Genomic DNA, 23,130 nt, shown 5'->3' on the forward strand with positions numbered 1-23,130 from the left:
CGACGGGTTTTCCTTTCCCCGGAAGCGTGGAACGCGGTTCGGGAGTATTCGGTCACAGATGCGCAGGCGGGGTTGCGGCTTATTACCGATGGGTAGCATCATCGTTGTTACTTGCCGGTAGACCGCCGGAATCCGCTACCCGATCCCTTACGGAGCCGTCGATGGGGCACTACAAGCCGAACCTCCGCGACATCGAGTTCAACCTCTTCGAGGTCCTCGGACGCGACAAGCTGTACGGCACCGGCCCGTTCGCGGAGATGGACGTCGACACCGCCCGCAGCATCCTCGAGGAGATCGCCCGCCTCTCCGAGAACGAGCTGGCCGAGTCCTTCGCCGACGCGGACCGCAACCCCCCGGTGTTCGACCCCGCCACCAACACCGCGCCCGTCCCGGCGTCCTTCAAGAAGAGCTACCAGGCCTTCATGGACTCCGAGTACTGGCGCCTCGGCCTGCCCGAGGAGATCGGCGGCACCCCCGCGCCGCGCTCCCTGATCTGGTCCTACGCGGAGCTCCTGCTCGGCTCCAACCCGGCCATCTGGATGTACGCCTCCGGCCCGGCCTTCGCCGGCGTCCTCTTCGACGAGGGCAACGACGTCCAGAAGAAGATCGCGGAGATCGCCGTCGAGCGCCGGTGGGGCTCGACCATGGTGCTCACCGAGCCCGACGCCGGCTCGGACGTCGGCGCCGGCCGCACCAAGGCGGTCCAGCAGGAGGACGGCTCCTGGCACATCGAGGGCGTGAAGCGCTTCATCACGTCCGGTGAGCACGACATGTCGGAGAACATCCTCCACTACGTGCTCGCGCGTCCCGAGGGCGCCGGCCCCGGCACCAAGGGCCTGTCCCTCTTCCTCGTGCCGAAGTACCTCTTCGACTTCGAGACGGGCGAGCTGGGCGAGCGCAACGGCGTCTACGCCACCAACGTCGAGCACAAGATGGGCCTCAAGGCCTCCAACACCTGCGAGATGACCTTCGGCGACAAGCACCCCGCCAAGGGCTGGCTGATCGGCGACAAGCACGACGGCATCCGCCAGATGTTCCTCATCATCGAGTTCGCCCGCATGATGGTCGGCACGAAGGCGATCTCCACCCTCTCCACCGGCTACCTCAACGCGCTGGAGTACGCCAAGGAGCGCGTCCAGGGCAACGACCTGGCCGGCGGCAAGGGCTCCCCGAAGGTCACCATCACCCACCACCCCGACGTGCGCCGTTCGCTGCTGACGCAGAAGGCGTACGCCGAGGGCATGCGCGCCCTGGTGATGTACACCGCCTCCGTCCAGGACGCCATCCAGGCCAAGGAGGCGAACGGCGAGGACGCCACCGCCGAGCACGCCCTCAACGACCTGCTGCTCCCGATCGTCAAGGGCTACGGCTCCGAGAAGGGCTACGAGCAGCTCGCCCAGTCGCTGCAGACCTTCGGCGGCTCCGGCTTCCTGCAGGAGTACCCGATCGAGCAGTACATCCGGGACTCCAAGATCGACACCCTCTACGAGGGCACCACGGCGATCCAGGGCCAGGACTTCTTCTTCCGGAAGATCGTCCGCACCGGCGGCGCCCCGCTGACCGCGATCGCCGAGGAGATCAAGTCCTTCATCGGCCAGAACATCGGCGGCGAGGACCTGTCCGCCGCCCGCGAGCAGCTCGGCCGCGCGGCCGGCGAGCTCGAGGCGATCGTCGGCCAGATGCTCAACGACCTGATGGCCTCCCAGGAGGACGTCAAGAACATCTACAAGGTCGGCCTCAACACCACCGGCCTGCTGATGGCCGCCGGTGACGTGATCGTCGGCTACCTGCTGCTCAAGGGCGCGGCCGTGGCCGTCGAGAAGCTGCAGACCGCCACCGGCAAGGACGTGGCGTTCTACACCGGCAAGATCGCGGCGGCCAAGTTCTTCGCCAAGACCGTCCTGCCGGGCGTCACCTTCGCCCGCAAGGTCGCCCAGAACGTCGACCTGGAGATCATGGAGCTGCCCGAAGAGGCGTTCTGATCCCGGTCTCCCCCAGGTCCCCCGAGCGGTTCGGGATGCGGCAGGGCGGGGTGGCGCTCCGGCGCCGCCCCGCCCTGCCGTCCGGCGTTCCTCAGCTGGATCTAGGCTGGCTCCCATGAGCGCACCAACCCGCTTCGACCGCGGCCACACCGACGACCTCATGTCCTACCTGGCGGCCTCCCCGTCGCCGTACCACGCGGTGGCCAACGCCGCCGAGAAGCTGCGGCAGGCGGGCTTCCGGCCGTTGTCGGAGACGGACTCCTGGGACGCCGAGGCCGGCGGGCGGTACGTGATCCGCGGTGGCGCGCTGATCGCCTGGTACGTCCCCGGGGGCGCCGCCCCGCACACCCCCTTCCGCATCGTCGGCGCCCACACCGACTCGCCCAACCTGCGGGTCAAGCCGCTCCCGGACAGCGGCGCCCACGGCTGGCGGCAGGTCGCGGTCGAGATCTACGGCGGCCCGCTGCTCAACTCCTGGCTCGACCGCGACCTGGGCCTGGCCGGCCGGCTGACGCTGCGCGACGGCTCCGCCAGGCTGGTCGACGTGAACCGCCCGCTGCTGCGCGTGCCGCAGCTCGCCATCCACATGGACCGCTCGATCCACGCCGACGGCCTCAAGCTCGACCAGCAGCGCCACATGCAGCCGGTCTGGGGCCTGGGCGACGACGTCGCCGAGGGCGACCTGATCGCCTTCCTGGAGGACGAGGCCGGTCTCGAGCGCGGCTCGGCCGTCGGCTGGGACCTGATGGTGCACTCCGTGGAGGCGCCCGCCTACCTGGGCCGCGACCGTGAACTGGTGGCGGGCCCGCGGATGGACAACCTGCTCTCGGTGCACGCCGGCACCGCCGCCCTGGCCGCCGTGGCCGGCCTGGACGACCTGCCGTACATCCCCGTGCTGGCCGCCTTCGACCACGAGGAGACCGGCTCGCAGTCCGACACCGGCGCCGACGGCCCGCTGCTCGGCACCGTGCTGGAGCGCTCCGTGCTCTCCCGCGGCGGCACCCTGGAGGACCGGGCGCGCGCCCTCGCCGGCACCGTCTGCCTCTCCTCCGACACCGGCCACGCGGTGCACCCCAACTACGCCGAGCGGCACGACCCGACGCACCACCCGCGCGCGGGCGGCGGACCGATCCTCAAGGTGAACGTCAACAACCGCTACGCCACCGACGGTTCGGGCCGGGCGGTGTTCGTGGACGCCTGCGAGAAGGCCGGCGTGCCGTTCCAGTCCTTCGTGTCCAACAACTCGATGCCCTGCGGCACCACCATCGGCCCGATCACCGCGGCCCGGCACGGCATCCGCACCGTCGACATCGGCGTGGCCATCCTGTCGATGCACAGCGCCCGCGAACTCTGCGCCGCCGACGACCCGTTCCTCCTCGCCAACGCGCTGGCCGCGTTCCTGCGGGGGTAACCCCGGCCCGCCTCCGGGAAGCTCCTCCGGCGTCCCCGCGCGGACGGCCGCCGGCATCCCGCTCCCCCGGCTCCCCGCCCCCTCGGCCCTCCCGGCCCGCCCCGGTGTTCCCACCTGGGCGGGCCCAGCCGTTCCCGCGATTGCGATCAGGGAGCGACGGGAGAAACATGGAATGTGGACCAGATCCGCGAAGCACGGCCTCCGTGGAGCCCCACGGCCCCGGACACGACCGTCGTACGTCCGCCGTGCCTCGCCGTGCCCCGGCAGCACCGGAAGTGATGACGATGGACAAGGACGAGTTCCCCGTCCTCGGCCACGACGAAGCCGGTGAGGCGGACGGGGCCACCGGGCCCGGACCCCACCGCCGCGAACCCGGACCACGGGGAGCGCGCGTGCGGCTTCCCGGGTTCGTCGCCGGTGACGAGGAGGTCGGCCTCGGCGACGTCGTCAAGAGGATGACGTCCGCGGCGGGAATCCCTCCGTGCGGCGGATGCGGACGAAGGGCCGCCGCCCTGAACCGGTGGGTGGCCTTCTCCGGCCGGCACGGCCGCGGCTGACCCCCGGACGGCCGGCGTCCGGCAACCCATCGCGGCTCGTCGTGCGCGAGCCGTCCACACGAGGAGCCAGGAGCCGTCCATGGATCCTGAACGAATCGACGTCCCCGCCGGCCCGCGGCCGGCACGGCCCGACGAGGCGCCCGAGCCGCCGGCCCCCGCCGGGAACGCGTCACTCACCCAGGCCGGCTGCGGGTGCACCGAAGACGCGTACCCCCCGGAGCCCGAAGCGGGCGGCCCCCCGCGCGCGGCGGGCCACGGCTTCGTCTACGCCCTGGGGAGGGTGCGCGTACAGTTCCCCAGCCTCGGGGTGGAGAAGGAGTTCGCCCAGGTCGTCGCCCGGCAGAAACCGGCGGGGCTGACCGACCAGGAACTGCTGCACGCCGTGCTCTCGGACCCCGAGAACCGTTACCTGGTGCGACAGTTGTGCTTCGTCCTGTCCATCCGGGAGATCGACACCTACATCCTGCGGCCGAGCGATCCCTCGGGCTACGACCAGCTGATCGCCGCGGTCCGGCCCGTTCCCAGCCCGCTCGACCTGGACGTGGTCATCGGCAGACGCGGGCCCGTCGCCCCGCCGGAGCTGTGCAACGGCCTCACCGTGCCGGTGGTGGCCTTCGAACAGATCTACTCCTTCCACAGCAAGGACCTGATCAAGGCGGTCGACCCTCCCGAGGACATCCCGGCCAAGGAATTCCGCGACGCCGCCGCGGACCTCCTGGCACGGCTCCTCCAGCTCGGCGACAACTCCGGCGCCGCCGACGAGCACCGTGCCGTCAACTACGCGGCCGTCCGCAACGACAGGATCTACCGGAAGACCGTGCAGCTCAGCGCACACGGATTCCGGCTGAGCGCCGTGGACGTCTCCCCCTCCCGGCTCAGCGGCACCCGGAGGATCCTCGACGTCGTGTTCTCCTTCACCCATCGCGAGGCCGACGTCACCGAGAAGTACTTCGTGCGGATCGACGTCACCGAGATGTTCCCCTTCCTGCGGAGCAACTGGACGGCCTACTACGACCGGTGACCCGCAGTCCTGACCCCCGCCATCACCGTCCGAGGAGGAGAGTCCCATGAGGATTCCCGGATTCACCGCCGAATCGGCGCTCCACAGAACAGGAGGTGCGTACCCGTCGCCCGAGGCCCCGTACCGCGCCGGTCCCGACCGGATCGTGCCGCAGGGGCTCTGCGAGATCGAACTGCGTCCGGTCTGCCGCATGCAGTGCCGGCGCTCCCCCGATCCCCAGCGCTGCGTGGCCAACTGCCTGCAGGCACTGTGCTCGGACGGGGAAGGGTTCTGACCCGTGCACCCTCTGGACCTGGCCGGCCTTCGTCCCCTGATGAGGCGGACGGCCGGCCGGCCCGGTGTCGTCGTCGCCGTCGTCGACGGAAGCGTCTCGTCCGACCACCCCGACCTGCGCGGACACCCCGTACGGACGACGGGCCCGCGTACCGGGGAAGGACCGGCGCCCCGCGGACGCGGTTGCGGTCCCGACGACGCGTGCTGCGCGCACGGCACGTTCGTCGCCGGGATCCTCGGCGCCCGGCGCGGGTCCGCCACGCCGGGCATCTGCCCGCACTGCACCCTGCTGTCGCGTCCGGTCTTCCCGTCCGGCGGCTCCGGCCCCGCCGGATGCCTGGCGGGCGTCCGGCCCGAGGAACTGGCGGCGGCCGTCGTCGACGCCGTGGACGCGGGCGCGCACGTGCTCAACCTCAGCCTGGCCCAGGCCGATCCGTCCTCCACCCCGAACCCCGCTCTGGACGAGGCGCTGGATCACGCAACGCGCCGGGGCGTGATCGTCGTGGTCGCGGCGGGCAACCAGGGCACGCTCGGCACCTCCGTCGTCACCCGCCACCCCTGGACCGTTCCGGTGGTCGCCTGCGGCCGGGACGGACGGCCGCTGAGCCTGTCGAACCTGGGCAGGGCCATCGGCGGGCGCGGCGTCGGCGCCCCCGGCCAGGACGTGGCAGGCCTCGGCACCGACGGCCGCCCGCGGCGCCTCACCGGCACCAGCGCGGCCGCCCCGTTCGTCACGGGGGCCGTGGCGCTGTTGCTCTCGGAGTTTCCGGGGATCCCGCCGGAAGCGGTACGCCACGCGATCACCCGGGGTGCGGGCGCCCGGCGCACGTCGGTCGTACCGCCTCTGCTGAACGCCTGGGACGCGTACCGGGCGCTGCGCGCCGACCGCCCCTTACCGGCCCGCCCCACCCGCGGCCCCACGTATGCCGGGAGCCTCGCCGGGTATCCGGAGGGGACCACATCGATCCGAACTCTCGCTCCGGAAAAGGGGTTCCGTCATGGGACTGGGTGGCTGCATCGTCCTGATAGCGGTGGGAGCGATTCTCACCTTCGCCACCGACTGGGAGATGAGCGGCGTCAACGTCGACCTGGTCGGCATCATCCTGATGCTGGTCGGCCTCATCGGCGTGGCGACCTTCACCAGCATCGCCCGGCGCCGTCGCGTGGTCATGCCTCCGACGACCCCGGTCGTCGAGGAGGAGCCCCGTCGCTACTGACGGGGCCCCTCTCACCTCGCTTCCGCGCGGAACGGCTCAGGCCGTCACGCGTCCAGCCCGGCCAGCACCAGCGGCAGGCGGGTCGCCCCGCCGGCCGTGATACGGACCGGGACGCCCCAGTCCTGCTGGTGCACGTGGCAGGCGGGGTACTCGTTCTCCGGGTCGTCGTCGCAGGAGGCGGCCATCGCGGAGACGTGGAGCACGCCCTCCGGCACGTCCGGGTCCAGCTCCAGCACCCGGGCGAGGTCGGTGTCCGCGCCCCCGCCCGCCAGCAGCAGTTCCGGCGGGGTCGAGGAGACCAGCAGACGGGTCGACGGCCCGTAGCGGGTGTCCAGCTTCTGGCCCGCGGGCGCCTGGAAGATGACGTCGAGCTCCAGCCGTCCCGGAGCCACCTCGGTCGCCGCGCGCTGCGTGCGGTGCGCGACCGACTCCACCCGCACCGCCTCCTCCGGCAGCCGCAGCCGGGTCAGCCGGTGCCGCGCCGACTCGACGACCACGATGTCCTCGCCGACCAGCACGGCGTCGCTGGGCTCGCGCAGGTCGGTGGCGAGCGTGGTGACCTCGCCGGTGGCGGGGTCGAAGCGGCGCAGCGCGTGGTTGTAGGTGTCGCTGACCGCGACCGAGCCGTCGGGCAGCGGGGTGACGCCCAGCGGGTGCTGGAGGAGCGCCTGCGCGGCCTCTCCGTCGCGGTGGCCGAAGTCGAAGAGCCCGGTGCCGACCGCGGTGTGCACGGAGCCGTCCTTCTCCACCCAGCGCAGGGCGCTGGTCTCGGAGTCCGCGAGCCACAGCCGCTCCCCGTCGGCGGAGACCGCGAGACCCGAGGGCTGCGCGAACCACGCCTCGCCGCCGGGGCCGTCGACCAGGCCCTCGTTGGTGGTGCCGGCCGTCACCTCGACCGTGCCGGACGCCGGGTCCCACGCCCAGAGCTGGTGGACGCCGGCCATGGCGATCCACACCTTGCCCTGCCAGTGGGCGACGTCCCACGGCGAGGAGAGGCTGACCCGGTCGGCGGCGCCCGCGGTGGGCTCGCCCTGCATCCACTGCCGGCCGGTGCCGGCCACCGTGGTGACCTCGCCGGTGGACAGGTCCAGGCGGCGCAGCGCGTGGTTGACGGTGTCCGCGACGACCACGGTGGTGTCGTCCAGCAGCGCGAGGCCCTGCGGCTCGCTGAACCGCGCGGTGGCGGCGTCGCCGTCGGCCAGGCCGCGCCCGCCGGCGCCGATGCGGCGCACCACCGTCTCGCCGTCCGCCTCCAGCTCCACCAGCTGGTGCCGGGTGGTGTCGCTGACGAGGAGGTTCCCGCCCGGCAGCAGCAGCGCCTTGCCGGGGAAGCGGAGGGTGGTCGGCTGCGGCTCCGGCGGCACGTAGGGGCCGTCGCCGCGGCGCAGGGTGCCCTTGGCCTCGTGCTCGGCCTCCAGCTCCTCCACCAGCTTCTCGATGGCGTGCGCGTGGCCCTCGCCGGCGTGCTGGGCGACGATGTAGCCCTCCGGGTCGACGACGACCAGCGTGGGCCAGGCGCGGACCGCGTACTGCTTCCAGGTGGCCAGCTCCGGGTCGTCCAGCACCGGGTGCTCCACCCCGTACCGCTCGACGGCGTCGACCACGGCCTGGTGCTCCGCCTCGTGGACGAACTTGGGCGAGTGCACGCCGATGATCGCCAGCGTGTCGCGGTGTTTCTCCTCCAGCTCCCTCAGCTCGTCGAGGACGTGCAGGCAGTTCACACAGCAGAAGGTCCAAAAATCTACCACCACTAGACGACCTCGCAGGTCCGCCAGGGTGAGGTTCTTCCCGCCGGTATTGATCCATCCGCCCTTACCGACCAGCTCAGGGGCGCGGACACGTGCTCGCTTCGTCATCCATACAGGGTCGCCCACTGACGCGTAAACGCAAAAAGTGCCCCCACCCATCGAGGGCGGGGGCGGTCGGTGGCCAGTGGTGCCACCAGCGCCCACTACGGGCGCGGGCTGGTCACTCGGCGGCCTTGGCCTCCGTGTCGGCAAGGGCGGAGGCGCAGCCCTTGCACCACTCAGCCGGGCTGCGGCGGGCGATCCAGGCGGCACGGTGCGTCTGGCACGACATGTACTCGTCGTGGTCGATGCAAGCGGCGGCCCACTGGAAGCCGGTCACCACCTTGCCGAGGAAATCGGCGAGCTTCACGGACGCCGTGAGCGTGCCCGTCTGCCGAGCGATGCCCGCCCAGCGGACGCCGGGGATACCGGCCGCGAGGTCGGCGGTCTTGCCGGAGGCGAACACCTTGGTCTCTCCGCGCGGCTTGGTCTTCCGGGGCTTCCGAGCGGCGGCCTTCTTGGTCGTGGTCTTCTTCGGAGCGGCCTTCTTGGGCGCGGCCTTCTTCGCCTTCGGCTTTGCCGGGCTCGTCACCGGCGCGGCCTCCGCGACCGGCTCGGCGGGGGCGACCCGGATGCAGGTCTTGCAGGTAGCCGCTGCGTCCGTCGCGGTGATCGCGCCGGCACGGCCGCACCCCGGCTTGCCGTCAATGATCAGGTGAACCGCTTTGCCCGCGCCGATCGTGCCGTTCGTCATGTCGTCCTCCGTGTCGTTGTCGTGGTGACGACTTCATGCAAAGACGCTGGTCACGCCCCTGGGAGGAGCCGATCGGCGGGAAGTGGCTGACGCCACAAATACGAAGGCCCCGCCCACGCGTCGCGGAACACGCGCGGACGGGGCCGGGTTGAATGGCCGCTAGGGCTGACGCGGCGGGCGCGGCTTGTGGGTGGAGTGATCGCACCCCTTCACGAGACAGGGAAGCGCGTTCCGGGGGAACTGCAGCACGTTGGACACCGGGTCGCGGTACCCGCCGTAGCGCGTCCACCAGGCCTCTTCGCTGTCGCGGTATGCCTCGGGCGGCGGGGCCTCTTCCGCCTCGCTCATTCGACGCCCCTCGTAGCCACGTTGATCACACGGTCAAGGGCGTCCGCCAGGAGCGGCACGAACGCGGCCAGTTCCTCGGCGGTCGCCTTTCCGCCGACCACGGCCCGAACAACGGAGGCCAGCGCGCGGGCACTCTCCAGGTCGCGAGCGTCCGCCAGCGCTTCCAGCGTCCCGCCGGGGGCCGCGATCACGTAGACGGCCTTCCCGCCGCATTCGCCCGCGTAGCGCGGTTCGTCATCGCCATAGATCACAGCGCCACCCCCAGGGGTACGTAGTCCTGTCCGAGCGACGCGAGAACAGCGGCGCGGCGGCGTTCCCGTTGCAGCCGGGCTATGCGGCTGCGCTCGGCCGCGAGGACATAGCCGCGTACGTACATGCGCTCGAATGACTCTTCCGGTTCGTCGTCCGCCCAGTGCGGGACCACTTCCAGTCGAGGGCGCGGGGCGGTCCGGGGCGGTGTCGCGGGGAACGGCGGACCGGCTGGGGTCGATCGGCGCTTGCCGTGACCCGGCATGAACAGGGCAAGGAGTGCAGCCAGTATGGTTCGCATGTCGTCGCTCCCCAGGTAGCGATGGCCGGCCCCGGGGTGTTCGCCGCACCGCCGGGGCGCATTCGTTTCTGACGGAACGACGGTACACCCGTGCGCACCACCCCGCACCAGGTCGCATCAGATCGCACGGTTGTGCAGGTAGGCGCACCATTGGCCCATGGCTCGCACTATCAATCCGGACGACCCGCGCCACCCGTACCAGCAGATCGCCGACCACATCGCGGACGACATCGCGTCCGGCGAGCTGACCGGCCGGGTGCCGTCGGAGCTGGAGCTCCGCAAGGAGTACTCGGCTGGTGCGTCGACCGTGCAGCGGGCGCTGTCCGTCCTCCGCGAGCGGGGCTTGATCTACACCGTGGCCGGGCGCGGGTCGTTTGTGCAGGCTCCGGAAGACGCAAAAACGCCCCGCGCCTAGCTCCACGGGGGAACCAGGGGCGGGGCGTGTAAACGCGGTCAGCGGGTGTCCGACGCGGTCGGCGGACGGGGCGTCGCTCGAAGGGTGGCCGGGCTCAGCGAGACGGAGCCGGTGTCGGACAGGCAGACGCGGAAGCCCACCACGGCGGACGGCGCAGCCGGGCTTTCATTGCGGACGGACCAAGCACGTCGGACAAGGTCGGCGTACACGCGGAGCGCGTGGCGGACGACGTCCGTAGCGGTGACGTCGCCGCCGGCGGTCAGCTCGGCGATGGTGTCGGACAGGGCGTTGTCCAGGCGGACGGTAAGGCGTCGCTGTGTCGGCGCGGTCATGGGGTGCCCTCCTCGTTCGGCTTGCGCCCTACGCACGCCAACGCCCCGGCACCAGCGGAGTGCCGGGGGCATCAGGCGAGGGAGGCGCGCCGGGGGATCAGTCCCGGCGGTCGTTGAGTGGGCCAGTCGTGGGCGGCGTGTTCAGGGCCTATGCGGTCGAAGCTCTGTTCTTGCTCAAAACGGCATAACCGGCTCCCCGGCTTGGGCATCGTCCGCCTCATGCAGCTTTCTTACTTGATGCCGCTGGCGACCGTGGTCACCTCGTCTGTAACCGCGTTCGTCGCTGTATGGGTCGCAGTGCACAGCTCTCGCTCCGCGTGGAGTCGGGAGCAGATAGCCAGGCAGTCCGAGGTGTTGGGGGACCTCTTGGACATTGCCGAGGAGGTGACCGACTCCCAGCCCAGAGACCTGGACACGGTGTCAGTGGCGCGCGCTGTTAAGGGCAAGTGGCTGCGAGTTCGGATGGCCGGCGTCCCGAAGCACATTCTGGAGCTCGCCCGTGCGGTCGCCCTTGAAGTGGTCGAGCTTTGCGACCGTGTCCCTATGGGCCGTGATGAAGCTGATGACCCCTGGTGGGCGGACCAGAAGCTCGCCAACCTTCGCGCCGAAGCCGATTGGGAGGAGTACGACGAGGACAACGGACAGATCTACAACCATCCCGAAGCCATCTGGGCGATCGGCGAGCTGGACAAGCTGCACGCGGCGCAGGCGAAGGCTGCCGAAGAAGGTGGACCCGAGCCGGACCCGACCGAAGCGCGGAAGGCCATGCAGTACGCCCAGGAAGACCAGCGGACGATCGACATGCTGACCGGTTCCAAGGCTGTGCGTGACCGGCTGCGGGACGAGCACGAGCGGACGAGGGCCGAACGGCTCGCGGCGCGGACGAAGCAAGAGCAGGAGTACGAAGCGCATCGGCAGGCCCTGATCGCAGCCACGACCAAGTTGGTCGGCGCAACGGGCAAATGGATCGGCAGTGGTCGGGCCTCAGATGCCCTCGGCCTTCGCTCCCTGCTGCCGTCGCCTCGGCGAGCTGCGGAATGAGTAACCGATGCTGAACAGTCCGTCGGTCAGCCGGGCATTGCGTCCAATCGGCATTGAAGGCAGGTGCTGCCCGGCATGACGCCGCGCTCGTGCCGCTCGCAAATCGTCCACCCGGTGGCGTCCAGTTCATTCCAAGGACCGTAGGGCGGCTGGGCGGGCTGGTCGCTGGGGCGGTGGGACGCTCGGTGCTGCCGGGCTCGTCGGCGTTCACTCATCGCCGATCACCCAACCAAGCGCCACCATGGCGCGCGGAGTGAGGCCGAGCTGTTCGTATGCATGTCGGGCTTCGGCGGCAGTCCATGCCGAAGCGCGGTCGGCCATGATCAGCGACTCGTACACGACAAGCGCGGCGACCATGCCCACGCACGACTCGTCCCACATGTTCGCCTGTGGCGACGACCACAGCTGAGCCCAGCGGGCGTGTTCGTGGTCGGACCACTCCCGCCCGGCCGGGATCGTCGGCGCGGGAAGGTCGCAAGCGGTCGGCAGCACGGTCTTGTCGCCGGCGGAACCGGCTCGCCGGGCGTACCTGCCGAGCGAGGTGCCGAGCGGTACGGGCATATCGGTGACTCCTTGTGGTCGGCTTTGGGTTGAAGATTGGGCGCGCCTCCGCAGGCCCTCCCCTGCGTTCGACGCCCCCTAGGGGTTAGGGGGCACCCGGGAGGGGGAGGGCTCACGCAGCGTCTAGGCCGTTGACCTGATCACGCATGGTGCGTCGGTCGTGATGTGCCTTGGTCATCGCTCGGAGGTTGGACCAGTCGTGACCACGAGGGCCGAGCGGTCCGAGGCCGTCGATGTGGTCAACGACCGTGGCAGCCGGGCGGAGGATGGCGGGGAGCTGTAGGCACTCGTCGCACTCGCAGTACGGGTGCTCACGGAGGAAAGCCGCGCGGGTGCGTTGCCAGTCCTTCCGGCCATACGCGGCGTAATGCGCGCGGTTGCGCTTCCGGCGCTGGCTGTCGTTGGTGCGTCGGCAGCCGTGGCACTTGCCCGACGCCACCAGGCACGAACAGCCGGACGTGGTGCACACGGACAACGCCCGGCCGTTCGAGTTCGGCGGCTCGCATGAGTGGCAGGCCGCGGGGCGGTCGTCAGGCATAGCGCCCGGCGGCTACGGCAGCGATTGCTCGGCTCACGCGGGTCGGACCGTGGGAGCCGCCTTCGATGGAAGCGGCAGCGACGAGGACGCGGCGCAGTAGCTCATCCATCGTGATCGTGCCGACGGTGAGCCGGTCGGCGAACGCGTTCTCGATGGCGACGAGGTCGCGGTCGACGGATGCGCGGGTGTTAGCCATGGTGGCTTCCTTTCGGTGGTGTTGGTCAGGTGGCGGACCGCATGAGGTAGTCGGGCATCTCCTCCGGGTGCACCAGTTCGGCCTCGTCCCGGCTGATGAAGTGGGCGGCGTGGGAAGCCTTCATGCGGCCGACCGGCGAACCATCGGTGCGCCGAACCTCCACCATCGGGTCAGGAAGCGGCTCGGCCGCCTGGGCGAACGACTCCTCGATCTTGGCGACCTCGGCAGCGCCCCACACGTCGCGACCGTCGATGTCCTGGGCGCGCCGACCAAACGCGGTGTGGGGCATGTCCACCTGCCCGGCGAAGTCGGGGGACACGCCGGGGATCGTCCATGCGAGAGCCCATGTGCGCAGGTTGAGCGCTCGCCCGTACTCCTCGCGGGCGGCCTGCATCGCGTTCCACGCAGCGATGTACCGCTCACCGGCGGCGGTCGACTCCGCCTCGGCGGCGGCCAGGACGTTCACGGCCTCGCCCTTTACGGCGCGCACGGCTGCGACGTCGGCGCGCTTCACTTCGGTGACGAGTTCGCGGGCAGCGCCGAGGACACGCGGGCGGAGCCGGTCGACGCGGTCGACCTGCGGCTCCCCGGCGAGCGGGTCCCGGCCGTCCTTGATCGCTTCGCGGGCGGCTCGCTCGTCGGCGGCCTCGGCGACGCGGCGGTAGTCGTCGCGGAGGACGCCGTAGTTGTCGGACTCGAAGTCCACGAAGCGAGAGTGGGCTTCGTCCCGTGCCTTGATCAGCTTTCGCGTGGCGGGGGAGAAGTACTTCGAGTCGGGAAAGCGGGTGGCGTCGGCGTAGATGTCAGCCATGGATGGGCTCCTTCTGGGAGGGCGTGTAAACGAGGTGGGCCAGCTGGGCTGACCGAATGGGCGGCGCCGGCGGGATTGAGAAGCCGCGTGTGCCAGGCGGCGAGGCCGCGGCTTTGGCCAGCGATGGGCGTCAGGTCAGCGCCGACGGCTGCCGGGCTGGGAGGCGGGGCGGTGACCGGCTTCGCGACGGATGCGGGTGGTCAGGTCGGCGTCCCGGAACCGTTGCTGTCGGTAGGCGAGCACCTGGGCGACGAACGCCGGATCGCGGAAGCGGACACCGTTCACTACTCGCTCGCGTCGCGAGCCTGCCCGACGGCGATGCACGGAGTATCCGAGCGCCTTGATGCAGCGCTCTACAACGCCGGGACTCAGCTTCGGCCGCCCGGCTGCAAGCAGTGCTTCGAGGATGACGCCGTACGCGTCGAGATAGGAAACCAAGGCGTGTCGCGGAGCGGGAGCCATGACGGCAGCCGCAAGCTTGGCGACCTCATCGACATGGGCAGCGTCGCCGGGACGAAGCCGTTCGGGATGCGGAATGTGGGTCACTGGGCCTCCGGGGCGGTGTGGTCGGCGGCTATGGCGGCATCGATCGCGGGGAGCACGCCAGGGGTGAGTTCGGCTATGGATCGGAGTTCGTGATCAAGGGCCGCCATGGCTCCCTGAGATGCGCGGAAGGTCTCGTCTTCCTCGTCGAAGCTGCCGAGCGCCTTCGCTCGTGCGTGCCGCTCCGCGAGGAGCTGAAGCACGCGCCAGGTACGGCGGAGCTTGTATGTCGAGTGCGGGCCTATCAGCAGCTGCCGAAGCTCAGCGGTCGTAATCAAGGTGGTCGGGGCTGCCGACATGGGCGGTCCTCTCGGAATGCCACTGCTGGCCGCTCAGCGGGCGGAAACAGCAACGCCCCGACGACCGGCCGGGCGGGCTGGTCTCGGGGCGCTGAGGGGGAAGCAGTGGCGTTATGCGGATGGTGGGGCGCGGTCGTCGCGCGGAACGGTCACGCCACCCGACGGAGCGGAACGACGTTCGCGGGCAGTTCGTCGGCTACGGCGGTCGACGGCGACGCGAGGTCGGCGAGCAGGTCGGACAGCCCGGCTCGCGCCTCGACCTCCCACTTGTCGGCGATCTGCTGGACGACAAGCCGGGCAAGGTCTTTGCGCTCATTGCGAGTCATGGCTGGGACCTCCCTGGTGACGTATGCGGGCTGTGGCTTGCCGTCGATGCGGCGGCGGGTGCGCGGGCCGACAACGGCATTCGCGACCTGGAAGAACTTGTTCCGACCGATCTCCTCGGCCCTGGCCGACGTGGCTACCGCGTCGGAGTAGCGCTTACGAAGGTCCTTCGGCGCGAACACAACGCCGGGACCGGTGCGCTCCTGCAACAAGAACAGGTACGCGGCAGCGGCCGCCTGGTCGTCGCGTTCCAGCTCGCGGCCTTCGGCGCGGGCGGCGCGGTCCCACTCGGTTTTCGCCCGGCGGCGCTCCTCGGGGGATTGCTTCGTCCGCTCGTGTGGGACGCGTTCCGGCACTGGGGCGGGCGGCGCGACACGGCGCACGGCGCGGGCGACATCGGCCATGTACTTGGCGACGTGGCCGGGCTGGGCTTCGGCGACGAACAGGCGAAGGTCGCTGTACGGGCGACCCGCCGCACGGTCATCGGGCAACGCGGCGACGAACGCACGCACGGCGTCGGCGTGGCCAAGGAGTCCGACCGGCTCGCCGGTGGCGAGGTCGACCAGCGCGCTGCCGTCCGCGCGGAGGTCGCGGCCGGCGTTGAGCACGGGGAATACGATCTCGGCGAGCAACACGGGGCCAGGCAGTTCTAGGGAAAGCCCGGTGTCGAGCTTCAGGCGATACGGGCGGCGTCCGCGTTCGCTGTGGTTGTTGTGTCGGCCCTCAGCAAGACGGGCGAGGGTGGCGACCGCATGGGCCGCCTCGATTGGTGGTCGCGGCGCATCGGCCACGGGTACCTCCTGGGTGCGTCGTGGTGGGTCATACCGGGAGTGGGCCAGCGCCGGGACTGGCGTTCATGGTTCAGCCGAACAAGCGGGCCGCTTCACACTGGATGCGCTCCAGTTCGGCCTGGTCGCCGGCGGTCACGGCTTTGTGTTGAGCGATGAGGAGCTGTTCCGCCTGTCGGCGGCGGTCGCGGGCGGCGGCCACCTTGCAGCGGTGCGAGCACCACTTGGCGTCGGCCCGCTTTGTACTGGGCAGCCACGCGGCGCAGCGCGGGTTACGGCATAGCCGATCCATGCCGCTCTCCCTTCGGGCAGTGCCGGATGATGGGCAAATGAAAAGCTCCCGGCGCGGACGGCGACCGGGAGCGGAAGGCGAGAGAGGATAGGAGCCCAGGGCTATCCCTTCCCGATATGTAAGTGGGCCACGAGTTCGGCTCTGGGGCGGCTTTTGGTGCCCTGACAGCTGTGAGCCTGCTCACATTTGAGCGGGGCGGGTGTCGACGTGGTGCAGCGGCGGGGCGCGACTTGGAGCGACGCTTGGGGCGTGTCTGTTTCCGTGCGGACAGGACGGAAGTTCGTCACTCTCGCTTAGTAGTAGTAGTTGATGTTGTTGTTGTTGCTGCAAGATTCAATGAGTAGTGACGGTAGTTCCGTCCCGTCCGCGCAAAAGCAGACACACCCCGGAGGCGCGCCCCTCGTCGGCGCACTTACCGCGCCACCATGCACGCTGCCCTCGCGCCCCGTAGTGCGCCCCAGGACGCGCGTATGCCCCCGCGCCGGTCATTGGGCGAGGGCGTTTACACGTTGCCGTCAGGCGTCCGCCAGTGCACGCGCAGAGCCGCTGGAATCACCTTCCCCAACCTCGATGAGTGCGACTCCGATATGTTCCACCGTTGCTGCGTCGTGGCTGCGTACCCACGTCGGCCGTCGGCGCCGGTGGCGGCTGGCGGGCGACAAACGCCGAACGGGCACCGCCCAGACCAGTTGCCCGAGGGTGCCCGTTGCTGCCGTCAGCGGTACCGCTACTCCGCTCCCGCCCACACGATGCGTACGCGGTCTTCGGCAATGAACCGTGCGCCGCGGCTGCCCTTGGTGACCTCGACGCGGTCGATAGCCAGTCTCAGCAACTCGCGCCGCTCCTGCACCTCAGCCGCTTCCCAGGATTCACGCAGTAGCTCGCCGTCCAACAGCGGCGAGATGTCCGCTTCGGGTGTCGGAAGCTTCGCCAAGTCGTGGCGCAGGCCGTCGATGCGGTCGTGGAGACGGTTCGCCAGTCGGCCGTACCGCTCGATGGCTTCAGCGCCAGCGAACTCGCCGCGCACATACCGCGCGTCTTCCAGGTCGGCCATGCGCGCTTGGGCGTCGGCGAGTTCCGCCGTGATCGCGTCTCGCTTGGCAAACAGCCCTGGGTCCGACTTATGTATCCACCGGTCCGCGATCGCGTCCAATAGCGGGTCGCCAGGGGTGAGTTGCGGCAGCCGGGCAAGGAACATGAACGTCACGTAGTCGTCCACCCGCGCAGCCATCGCCGACGCGCCCGGACAGGTATTGCCCTGCACCGCACCAAGACACCGGTAGGAGTTCCCCGAGAGGATCATGGCCTTGCCGCAGTCATCGTGCGCGCACCGGGCGATGGACGTCAGCAGGGCAGTGCCGATGGGCTTCGGGTGCCGCTTGCCCGCGTGATGGAACGTACGGGACTCAAGCTGCGCGATGATCTTTTCCCGCTCGGCAACCGTGATGATGCCTTCGCCGACCTCGACCACGTCGCCCGTGTCCGGGTGGCGATAGGGGACGACCTTGGACGTGTAGCGGCCGGTGTCCTTGTTCTTCACCGTCTCGGGCATGAGCCCGGCGAACGCCGGCGAGCGAAGGAGGTGCATCACCGTCGCGGCGTTCCATTGACCCCCGCGCGGGGACAGGATGTCGTACTCGTTCAGAAGCCGAGCGATCTTCGCCATGGCCTTACCGTCCAGCGCTTCGTCGGCGATGAGCCGGGCGTAGACCGATGTCTCCGGGTCGTACGTGAGCTTCTTCGTGGCGGGGTCGACAGCGAGGCCGTACGGCGGCTGTCCGCCGATCCACTGCCCACGAGAGCGCAGGTACCGCTTTGCGTTACCGACTCGGGTTCCGAGGTTCTCGGACTCCGCCAGCGCAACCTCCGCGAGCGTCGCGATGACGATGCGGGCCGACCCGTTCGAGGTGTCGAGCCCGTCCATGACCGAAACGAGCCGCCCGCCGGCGTCACGGATGTCGTCGAGGGCGTTGCCGACCTCGCCCATGCCCTTGCGGCTGAGCCGGTCGAGTTTCCAGACGATAAGCGTCCCGACCACGCCGGACGTGACCGCCGCGAGAGCGGCTGTGAACCCCTGCCGGTCGACCTTCTTGTAACCGGACCGTCCCCGGTCGACGTGAACCTTGCGGACTTCGAGTCCGTTCCGTTCGGCCCACGCGCGGCAGTCGGCCTCCTGCCGCTCGATCGCCGTCTTCCCGTCCCGATCTAGCGAGAGACGCAGGTACAGGTCGGCCAGCGTGTGATGGTGCATTCGGACATCCTATTTCGTTACTCCGTTGTGGACGTCCAGAAGTCGAGGACGACGATACGTCCTCGCAGGTCGGCGAGGCTGTACTGCTTACCGCCCGTGTTCAGCCATCCACCCTTGCCGATCAGCTCGGGGGCGCGAACGCGGGCGCGACGGGGCGCGGAGTCGTTCATCCTTCAAGAGTGCCACGGGGGTGTCCGGGGCCTGCCGGGCCCCGTCCACCTCGCCCGTCCGCGAGGGGGCGCTACGGGCTGGGGCGCTCCCCCGGCGGCTCGTCGGCGACGAAGCTCCCGCGGGCGGGCCGGGTGACCACCAGGCCCGCGTCCCGCAGGATCGCCAGGGCGCGGCGGACGGTCCCCGGTCCGACGCCGTAGTGGTGCGTCATCGCCAGCTCGCCCGGCAGCCGGGTTCCCGGCGGATACTCGCCCGACGTGATCTTCGCCTCGAGTATCGAGGCCAGTTGCTCGTAGACGTACTGGGGCGAGTCCGGATTGATCTTGTCCACGCGGTGACTGTATGCGACCGTGCACCACTACACATTACCCACCACCACTACCCACCACCACTACCCACCACTACCTACCTCTCTCCCTGTCGTTGTCACGGTGGGACCGACGAGAGGAGCCCCGGTGACGGAGAAGGACGCACCGCTGCGGCGGCTGCCGTGGACGGAGGACGGGAGGCCGGCGTACCTGTCCGGGGACGGTGGGCCCGTCTCACGCCTCGCGGACGCCGTGGAGGCCCAGCAGCTCGAGACCGCCGCCGTCGTGCTGGCGCTGGCCGGCGAGATGCTCGCCTCCGGACGGATGACGTTGCTGGAGGCCACCTGGGTCAGCCGCCGCCTCACGGAGTGCCTGCGGGACGCCCTGGACGTCGTCGATTCCCGCGGCACCCGGCTCGGCCTCTGACGGCCGTTCGGTGTATTCGCCGCGTCCCGGGCCGCTCCGCGGGGAACTCCACCCCCATGAGACTCGTGGTGCGCGAACGCCTGGTCGCCGTGGGCGACGACTACTGGATCGAGGACGAGCACGGCAACAAGATCTATCTGGTCGACGGGAAGGCCATGCGGCTGCGGGCGACCTTCGAACTGAAGCACGGCCGTACGGACAAGGTGCTCCTCGTCATCCGCAAGAAGGTGGTCGCCCTCCGCGGGACGATGACGATCGAGCGCGAGGGCGAGGCGCTGGCCACCGTCCGCCGCAAGTCGCTGTCGCTGCTGCGGAACCACTACAAGGTCACCATGGCCGACGGCACGGAGATGGACGTCAGCGGCAGGATCGCCGACCGCGAGTTCGTCGTGGAGCACCGGGGCGAGGTGCTCGCGGTGATCTCCCGCCGCTGGCTGACCGTGAGGGACACCTACGGCATCGACATCGTCCGCGAGGACGCCGACACCGCGCTGCTGGCCGCGGTGACCATCTGCGTGGTCCAGCTGTCGGAGAAGGAGGGCGCGGGCGGCGACGAGTAGGGCGGGGGCCGGCGCCGCCCCGCCGGCCACGGGACGGGAGGAGGATCGGTCGAGGCTGTGGAGATCCTGAGGGCAAACCCACTGTGCGCTTGTCACAGCCACGTCATATGCTGCCCCCGGCAGTCGCGCCCCGCGTGCATCACGCGCCACTCGATGGCGGTGTCACGTGTGTGTTGTCGCGCGATCCTCGTGCCCGGCGATCACCGGGTCCCTTGGGGGGTACACCACCTGTGCGCAGGCGCAGCATCTCCACTGCGACGGCTCTCGCCGTCCTCTTCAGCTCGGCGGCACTGACCGTCACCGCGGCCGGCACCGCCTCGGCCGCGGCCTCCGTCGCCGCACCCGGCGGCATGGTGGCCCACGCGGGCCTCCAGCGCGTCTTCGTCGCCGACCGGAGCGGCGGCACCATCACCGCCGCCGACTGGTCCGGCGGTCTGATCAAGCGGGTCTCCGGCGTTCCGGGCGTCACCGGTCTGGTGCTCTCCGACGACGGTTCCACCCTGTACGCCGCGGCCGAGGGCAGCCACGAGGTCGTGGCCCTCGACGCGGGAACGCTCGCGGTCAAGAACCGCTGGACCATCGACACCACCGAGGGTCCCAGGGGCATCGCCTTCACCGCCGGCAAGGTCTGGTTCAGCTACGGCGACCAGTGGGACGGCAACCTCGGGTCCATCGACCCGGACTGGACCGCGCCGGAGCCGCCGGTCGAGCCCACGGAGCCTCCCGTGGAGCCCACGGAGCCGCCGGTCGAGCCGACCGAACCGCCCGTGGAGCCCACGGAGCCGCCCGTGGAGCCCACGGAGCCGCCGGTCGAGCCGACCGAACCGCCCGCGGAGCCCGCCGAGCCGCCGGTCGAGCCGACCGCGGCGGCACCGGCCGGTGAGTTCTCCGCGGCCTCCGAGGAGGACGGCCAGGTGAGGATGGGGCTCTCCCCGCACTCCTCGCTGTGGTACGACCCGGCCGTCCTGGACACCGACCCCTCGTCCCCGGGCCTGCTGGCCATGGGCGAGGCCGGCATCAGCACCGGTTCCGTCTCGGTCCTGGACGTCTCCTCCGGCACGCCGGAGCTGGTCGCCCACCACAACGGCGACTACTCGCTGACCTACGGCGTCAACGACGTCGACCTGGTGCCGGGCGCCTCCCAGGTGCTCGTCAACGGCAACAAGCGGCTGTCGTACGCGAACGGCGCGTTCGCCGACGCCGGCACGTACCCGACCGGCAGCTACAACGGCGACATCAGCGGTGACGGCACCGTCGCCGGCTTCCTCGGCGACGCCATCTCCGTCTACGCGCCCAACGGCACCAAGCCGCTGCGCACCCTCTCCGCCGGCGGCGACACGGCCGACGTCGAGTGGGCGCCGGACGCCTCCCGGCTCTTCGCCCTGGTCGGCTCGAACGGGACCTACACGCTGAAGGCCTTCACCGGCCCCAAGCTCAACGTGCCGACCCTGACCGTCAGCGCCCCCTCCAAGGGCACCATCGGCACGAAGCTCACCGTCACCGGCAAGATCACGGCCACGGTGCCGCTGCCGGCCGGGGTGCAGCTGAAGGTCGCCCGCATCGACGTGGCCAGCCCCAGCGGCAAGGCGCTCCCGACGGTGACGGCCAAGGCGGACGGCACGTTCAGCTTCACGGACACGCCGGCGGCCGGCGGTGACGTGGTCTACCGGGTGACCTACTCGGGCGACGCCAAGCACACCTCGGTGGTCAAGTCCGACACCGTGGTCATCCCGCGCACGTCGACGTCGCTGACCCTGAACAACAACGGCAAGGTCTACTCGTACGGCGCGGACGTCACGTTCACCGCCCACCTCGGCAAGACCTACGCCAACCGCAAGGTCGAGATCTGGGCCAACCCCTACGGCTCGGACAAGCCGAACGTGCTGGTGAAGTCGGGCACCGTCAACTCCAGCGGCAACATCTCCGCCGTGGTGGACATGAAGCGGGACACCACGGTGACCGCCGTGTTCAAGGGTGACGCCAAGTACGCGCCCAAGACCGTCACCTCCGTCGGCTACGCCAAGGTCAAGATCTCCAACACGGTCTCCGGCCACTACAAGACCGGCGTCGTCGGCTCGCACAACTACTACTGGTTCCGCAAGACCAAGGACGCGCTCATCAGCACCACGATGAGCTACTACCCGGGTCGCTCGGAGCGGCTCGACCTGCAGATCTACTACAACGGCAGCTGGTACTCCAGCGGCTCGGAGTACATCCAGCTCGACGGCAGCGGCAAGCGCACCGTGAACCTGGGGTCCCCCGGTGAGGCCGGGGTCAAGGCCCGCGTGCGGACGAACTACATCAACGGCTCGTCCGGCGACAACGTCAACTCCACGACGTACGGCTCCTGGAAGTACCTGTACTTCACCAACTGACGCGTACGGGTCCGCCCCGCGCGGACCCGTACGCACCGCGACGCCGTGCACCGGACCTCGGGGCACGGCGTCGCGCCGTCCGGCGGGCGTCCGTCACGGGCCGGGCGGGACGGGCGTGTCCAGTCCCAGACGGCGGTCCTTGAGCGCGGGGAACTTCTCGCGGGTGTCCGCCACGACGCGCGCCGGGTCGAGGTCGACGGTGAGGACCTCCTCCCCGGCCCCGGCCTCGGCGAGGACCTCGCCCCACGGATCCACCACGATCGAGTGACCCGCCTGCGGAACTCCCGCGTGCGTCCCCGCCGTTCCACAGGCGAGGACGAAGCACTGGTTCTCCACCGCCCGCGCCCGGGCCAGCAGCGTCCAGTGCGCGCGGCGCCGTTCCGGCCACCCGGCCGGGACGACCAGCGTCTGCGCCCCCATGTCGACCAGCCCGCGGAACAGCTCGGGGAAACGGAGGTCGTAACAGGTGGCCAGCCCCAGCGTGGTCCCCGGCAGCTCGACGGTGACCAGGTCGCCGCCCGCACCCATCAGCACGGCCTCGCCCCTGTCGAAACCGAAGCGGTGGATCTTGCGGTAGGAGGCGGCCAGTTCGCCGGAGGGCGCGAAGACCAGGGCGGTGTTGAACAGCGTCCCGTCACCGGCCCGTTCCGGGATCGACCCGGCGTGCAGCCAGACGCCGGCGTCCCGCGCCGCCGCGGACATGGCGTCGTGGGTGGGGCCCGTCAGCGGCTCGGCACAGGCGTCGAAGTCCTCGAAGGCGAAGGCCCCGGTGGTCCACAGCTCCGGCAGGACGACCAGGTCCGCGCCGGCCTGCTCGCGCACCAGCGCGGAGGCCCGCAGACGGCGTTCCTGGACCGATTCGCTCTCGTCCACACGCATCTGGAGAAGAGAGGCGCGCACCGTACCACCGCCCTGGCCGTCGAGTCGTCCACCCCGCTCTACGATCGTCACACGAAAGCTCTGCCGGGGTACCTCCCCGCAGCGTAACTTAGCTCTCCA

Annotated in this window: 26 protein-coding genes and 2 pseudogenes; 12 read left to right on the top strand and 16 right to left on the bottom strand. The window is 70.3% G+C overall.

What is annotated here, in order from left to right:
• Window positions 1-161: 161 nt before the first annotated feature.
• The 7 genes and pseudogenes from A2U95_RS29395 to A2U95_RS29425 all read left to right on the top strand — a co-directional run bounded on the left by A2U95_RS29395 (window position 162) and on the right by A2U95_RS29425 (window position 6,461).
• Window positions 162-1,982 (top strand): acyl-CoA dehydrogenase, encoded by a 1,821-nt coding sequence (locus A2U95_RS29395; RefSeq protein WP_166028604.1) that lies wholly within the window; start codon window positions 162-164, stop codon window positions 1,980-1,982.
• 115 nt (window positions 1,983-2,097) lie between these two features.
• Complete coding sequence (locus A2U95_RS29400) at window positions 2,098-3,393, top strand: M18 family aminopeptidase (protein WP_166028606.1); 1,296 nt, start codon at window positions 2,098-2,100, stop codon at window positions 3,391-3,393.
• Window positions 3,394-3,671: 278 nt separating this feature from the next.
• A complete protein-coding gene (locus tag A2U95_RS29405; protein ID WP_166028571.1) occupies window positions 3,672-3,950 on the top strand; it encodes a hypothetical protein in 279 nt (92 codons plus the stop codon).
• Window positions 3,951-4,029: 79 nt separating this feature from the next.
• Window positions 4,030-4,971 (top strand): cyanobactin maturation protease PatG family protein, encoded by a 942-nt coding sequence (locus A2U95_RS29410; protein ID WP_166028608.1) that lies wholly within the window; start codon window positions 4,030-4,032, stop codon window positions 4,969-4,971.
• 46 nt (window positions 4,972-5,017) lie between these two features.
• Complete coding sequence (locus A2U95_RS29415) at window positions 5,018-5,245, top strand: hypothetical protein (protein ID WP_166028573.1); 228 nt, start codon at window positions 5,018-5,020, stop codon at window positions 5,243-5,245.
• A 39-nt stretch (window positions 5,246-5,284) separates the two neighbouring features.
• Window positions 5,285-6,046: pseudogene (locus A2U95_RS29420) on the top strand (S8 family peptidase); the annotation flags it as partial.
• 196 nt (window positions 6,047-6,242) lie between these two features.
• A complete protein-coding gene (locus tag A2U95_RS29425) occupies window positions 6,243-6,461 on the top strand; it encodes a DUF6458 family protein (RefSeq protein ID WP_166028610.1) in 219 nt (72 codons plus the stop codon).
• A gap of 44 nt (window positions 6,462-6,505) precedes the next feature.
• Here the strand turns inward: A2U95_RS29425 and A2U95_RS29430 are convergent, their stop codons facing one another.
• The 4 genes from A2U95_RS29430 to A2U95_RS29445 all read right to left on the bottom strand — a co-directional run bounded on the left by A2U95_RS29430 (window position 6,506) and on the right by A2U95_RS29445 (window position 9,900).
• Window positions 6,506-8,317, bottom strand: coding sequence for an NHL domain-containing thioredoxin family protein (locus A2U95_RS29430; RefSeq protein WP_166028612.1), 1,812 nt, complete (start codon window positions 8,315-8,317; stop codon window positions 6,506-6,508).
• A gap of 112 nt (window positions 8,318-8,429) precedes the next feature.
• On the bottom strand, window positions 8,430-9,002 hold the full coding sequence (locus A2U95_RS32215) for a hypothetical protein (protein WP_206283116.1): 573 nt from the start codon (window positions 9,000-9,002) through the stop codon (window positions 8,430-8,432).
• A 344-nt stretch (window positions 9,003-9,346) separates the two neighbouring features.
• The gene (locus tag A2U95_RS29440; RefSeq protein ID WP_240958343.1) at window positions 9,347-9,601 is read right to left on the bottom strand and encodes a hypothetical protein; all 255 of its coding nucleotides are present in this window, start codon (window positions 9,599-9,601) and stop codon (window positions 9,347-9,349) included.
• On the bottom strand, window positions 9,598-9,900 hold the full coding sequence (locus tag A2U95_RS29445) for a hypothetical protein (RefSeq protein WP_166028614.1): 303 nt from the start codon (window positions 9,898-9,900) through the stop codon (window positions 9,598-9,600). The genes A2U95_RS29440 and A2U95_RS29445 overlap by 4 nt, the downstream gene beginning before the upstream one ends.
• Window positions 9,901-10,057: 157 nt before the next feature.
• Here A2U95_RS29445 and A2U95_RS29450 point away from each other — a divergent pair, with 157 nt between their 5' ends.
• Window positions 10,058-10,315: a GntR family transcriptional regulator gene (locus tag A2U95_RS29450; protein WP_166028616.1), complete on the top strand. Its 258-nt coding sequence runs from the start codon at window positions 10,058-10,060 to the stop codon at window positions 10,313-10,315.
• A 38-nt stretch (window positions 10,316-10,353) separates the two neighbouring features.
• Here A2U95_RS29450 and A2U95_RS29455 read toward each other — a convergent pair whose 3' ends face one another.
• Complete coding sequence (locus A2U95_RS29455) at window positions 10,354-10,647, bottom strand: ribbon-helix-helix domain-containing protein (RefSeq protein ID WP_166028618.1); 294 nt, start codon at window positions 10,645-10,647, stop codon at window positions 10,354-10,356.
• A gap of 219 nt (window positions 10,648-10,866) precedes the next feature.
• Between A2U95_RS29455 and A2U95_RS29460 the strand changes: the two genes are divergently transcribed.
• Window positions 10,867-11,688 carry a hypothetical protein gene (locus A2U95_RS29460; protein ID WP_166028620.1) on the top strand — a complete coding sequence of 274 codons (822 nt, stop codon included), beginning with the start codon at window positions 10,867-10,869 and terminating at the stop codon, window positions 11,686-11,688.
• 207 nt (window positions 11,689-11,895) lie between these two features.
• On the opposite strand, the gene A2U95_RS29465 is transcribed toward A2U95_RS29460, so the two are convergent.
• The 10 genes and pseudogenes from A2U95_RS29465 to A2U95_RS29510 all read right to left on the bottom strand — a co-directional run bounded on the left by A2U95_RS29465 (window position 11,896) and on the right by A2U95_RS29510 (window position 18,793).
• Window positions 11,896-12,249: a hypothetical protein gene (locus A2U95_RS29465; protein WP_240958345.1), complete on the bottom strand. Its 354-nt coding sequence runs from the start codon at window positions 12,247-12,249 to the stop codon at window positions 11,896-11,898.
• Window positions 12,250-12,779: 530 nt separating this feature from the next.
• Entirely contained in the window at window positions 12,780-12,983 is a 204-nt protein-coding gene (locus tag A2U95_RS29470) for a hypothetical protein (protein WP_166028622.1), read from the bottom strand.
• A 25-nt stretch (window positions 12,984-13,008) separates the two neighbouring features.
• The gene (locus A2U95_RS29475) at window positions 13,009-13,794 is read right to left on the bottom strand and encodes a hypothetical protein (RefSeq protein WP_166028624.1); all 786 of its coding nucleotides are present in this window, start codon (window positions 13,792-13,794) and stop codon (window positions 13,009-13,011) included.
• A gap of 135 nt (window positions 13,795-13,929) precedes the next feature.
• Window positions 13,930-14,340: a hypothetical protein gene (locus tag A2U95_RS29480; protein ID WP_166028626.1), complete on the bottom strand. Its 411-nt coding sequence runs from the start codon at window positions 14,338-14,340 to the stop codon at window positions 13,930-13,932.
• Window positions 14,337-14,636 carry a hypothetical protein gene (locus tag A2U95_RS29485; RefSeq protein ID WP_166028628.1) on the bottom strand — a complete coding sequence of 100 codons (300 nt, stop codon included), beginning with the start codon at window positions 14,634-14,636 and terminating at the stop codon, window positions 14,337-14,339. Before A2U95_RS29485 ends, A2U95_RS29480 begins: the two co-directional genes overlap by 4 nt.
• Before the next feature lie 149 nt (window positions 14,637-14,785).
• Window positions 14,786-15,751 carry a hypothetical protein gene (locus A2U95_RS29490; protein WP_166028630.1) on the bottom strand — a complete coding sequence of 322 codons (966 nt, stop codon included), beginning with the start codon at window positions 15,749-15,751 and terminating at the stop codon, window positions 14,786-14,788.
• Between the two features lie 70 nt (window positions 15,752-15,821).
• On the bottom strand, window positions 15,822-16,040 hold the full coding sequence (locus A2U95_RS29495; RefSeq protein WP_166028632.1) for a hypothetical protein: 219 nt from the start codon (window positions 16,038-16,040) through the stop codon (window positions 15,822-15,824).
• A gap of 727 nt (window positions 16,041-16,767) precedes the next feature.
• Window positions 16,768-18,291, bottom strand: coding sequence for a recombinase family protein (locus tag A2U95_RS29500; RefSeq protein ID WP_166028634.1), 1,524 nt, complete (start codon window positions 18,289-18,291; stop codon window positions 16,768-16,770).
• Between the two features lie 32 nt (window positions 18,292-18,323).
• A pseudogene (locus A2U95_RS29505) lies at window positions 18,324-18,461 on the bottom strand (thioredoxin-like domain-containing protein); the annotation flags it as partial.
• A 71-nt stretch (window positions 18,462-18,532) separates the two neighbouring features.
• Window positions 18,533-18,793: a GntR family transcriptional regulator gene (locus A2U95_RS29510; RefSeq protein WP_240958347.1), complete on the bottom strand. Its 261-nt coding sequence runs from the start codon at window positions 18,791-18,793 to the stop codon at window positions 18,533-18,535.
• A gap of 124 nt (window positions 18,794-18,917) precedes the next feature.
• Between A2U95_RS29510 and A2U95_RS29515 the strand changes: the two genes are divergently transcribed.
• From A2U95_RS29515 to A2U95_RS29525, 3 genes are all read left to right on the top strand, one after another.
• Window positions 18,918-19,196, top strand: a complete 279-nt coding sequence (locus A2U95_RS29515; protein WP_166028636.1) for a hypothetical protein — start codon at window positions 18,918-18,920, stop codon at window positions 19,194-19,196.
• Between the two features lie 56 nt (window positions 19,197-19,252).
• Window positions 19,253-19,756: an LURP-one-related/scramblase family protein gene (locus A2U95_RS29520; protein WP_166028638.1), complete on the top strand. Its 504-nt coding sequence runs from the start codon at window positions 19,253-19,255 to the stop codon at window positions 19,754-19,756.
• A 230-nt stretch (window positions 19,757-19,986) separates the two neighbouring features.
• A complete protein-coding gene (locus tag A2U95_RS29525) occupies window positions 19,987-22,131 on the top strand; it encodes a YncE family protein (RefSeq protein ID WP_166028577.1) in 2,145 nt (714 codons plus the stop codon).
• A 93-nt stretch (window positions 22,132-22,224) separates the two neighbouring features.
• Here A2U95_RS29525 and A2U95_RS29530 read toward each other — a convergent pair whose 3' ends face one another.
• Window positions 22,225-23,031 carry a carbon-nitrogen family hydrolase gene (locus A2U95_RS29530; protein WP_166028640.1) on the bottom strand — a complete coding sequence of 269 codons (807 nt, stop codon included), beginning with the start codon at window positions 23,029-23,031 and terminating at the stop codon, window positions 22,225-22,227.
• Window positions 23,032-23,130: the final 99 nt, after the last annotated feature.

The organism is Streptomyces chilikensis (genome assembly GCF_001642695.1).
GTDB classification, from domain to species: domain Bacteria; phylum Actinomycetota; class Actinomycetes; order Streptomycetales; family Streptomycetaceae; genus Streptomyces; species Streptomyces chilikensis.

Bases quoted from the DNA above. Each gene is read 5' to 3' on its own strand.
- A2U95_RS32215 (WP_206283116.1), bottom strand. From the start codon at position 9,002: ATGACGAACGGCACGATCGGCGCGGGCAAAGCGGTTCACCTGATCATT.
- A2U95_RS29450 (WP_166028616.1), top strand. From the start codon at position 10,058: ATGGCTCGCACTATCAATCCGGACGACCCGCGCCACCCGTACCAGCAG.
- A2U95_RS29500 (WP_166028634.1), bottom strand. From the start codon at position 18,291: ATGCACCATCACACGCTGGCCGACCTGTACCTGCGTCTCTCGCTAGAT.
- A2U95_RS29470 (WP_166028622.1), bottom strand. From the start codon at position 12,983: ATGGCTAACACCCGCGCATCCGTCGACCGCGACCTCGTCGCCATCGAG.
- A2U95_RS29430 (WP_166028612.1), bottom strand. From the start codon at position 8,317: ATGACGAAGCGAGCACGTGTCCGCGCCCCTGAGCTGGTCGGTAAGGGC.
- A2U95_RS29485 (WP_166028628.1), bottom strand. From the start codon at position 14,636: ATGTCGGCAGCCCCGACCACCTTGATTACGACCGCTGAGCTTCGGCAG.
- A2U95_RS29455 (WP_166028618.1), bottom strand. From the start codon at position 10,647: ATGACCGCGCCGACACAGCGACGCCTTACCGTCCGCCTGGACAACGCC.
- A2U95_RS29425 (WP_166028610.1), top strand. From the start codon at position 6,243: ATGGGACTGGGTGGCTGCATCGTCCTGATAGCGGTGGGAGCGATTCTC.
- A2U95_RS29395 (WP_166028604.1), top strand. From the start codon at position 162: ATGGGGCACTACAAGCCGAACCTCCGCGACATCGAGTTCAACCTCTTC.
- A2U95_RS29400 (WP_166028606.1), top strand. From the start codon at position 2,098: ATGAGCGCACCAACCCGCTTCGACCGCGGCCACACCGACGACCTCATG.
- A2U95_RS29405 (WP_166028571.1), top strand. From the start codon at position 3,672: ATGACGATGGACAAGGACGAGTTCCCCGTCCTCGGCCACGACGAAGCC.
- A2U95_RS29475 (WP_166028624.1), bottom strand. From the start codon at position 13,794: ATGGCTGACATCTACGCCGACGCCACCCGCTTTCCCGACTCGAAGTAC.
- A2U95_RS29445 (WP_166028614.1), bottom strand. From the start codon at position 9,900: ATGCGAACCATACTGGCTGCACTCCTTGCCCTGTTCATGCCGGGTCAC.
- A2U95_RS29410 (WP_166028608.1), top strand. From the start codon at position 4,030: ATGGATCCTGAACGAATCGACGTCCCCGCCGGCCCGCGGCCGGCACGG.
- A2U95_RS29465 (WP_240958345.1), bottom strand. From the start codon at position 12,249: ATGCCCGTACCGCTCGGCACCTCGCTCGGCAGGTACGCCCGGCGAGCC.
- A2U95_RS29415 (WP_166028573.1), top strand. From the start codon at position 5,018: ATGAGGATTCCCGGATTCACCGCCGAATCGGCGCTCCACAGAACAGGA.
- A2U95_RS29460 (WP_166028620.1), top strand. From the start codon at position 10,867: ATGCAGCTTTCTTACTTGATGCCGCTGGCGACCGTGGTCACCTCGTCT.
- A2U95_RS29520 (WP_166028638.1), top strand. From the start codon at position 19,253: ATGAGACTCGTGGTGCGCGAACGCCTGGTCGCCGTGGGCGACGACTAC.
- A2U95_RS29495 (WP_166028632.1), bottom strand. From the start codon at position 16,040: ATGGATCGGCTATGCCGTAACCCGCGCTGCGCCGCGTGGCTGCCCAGT.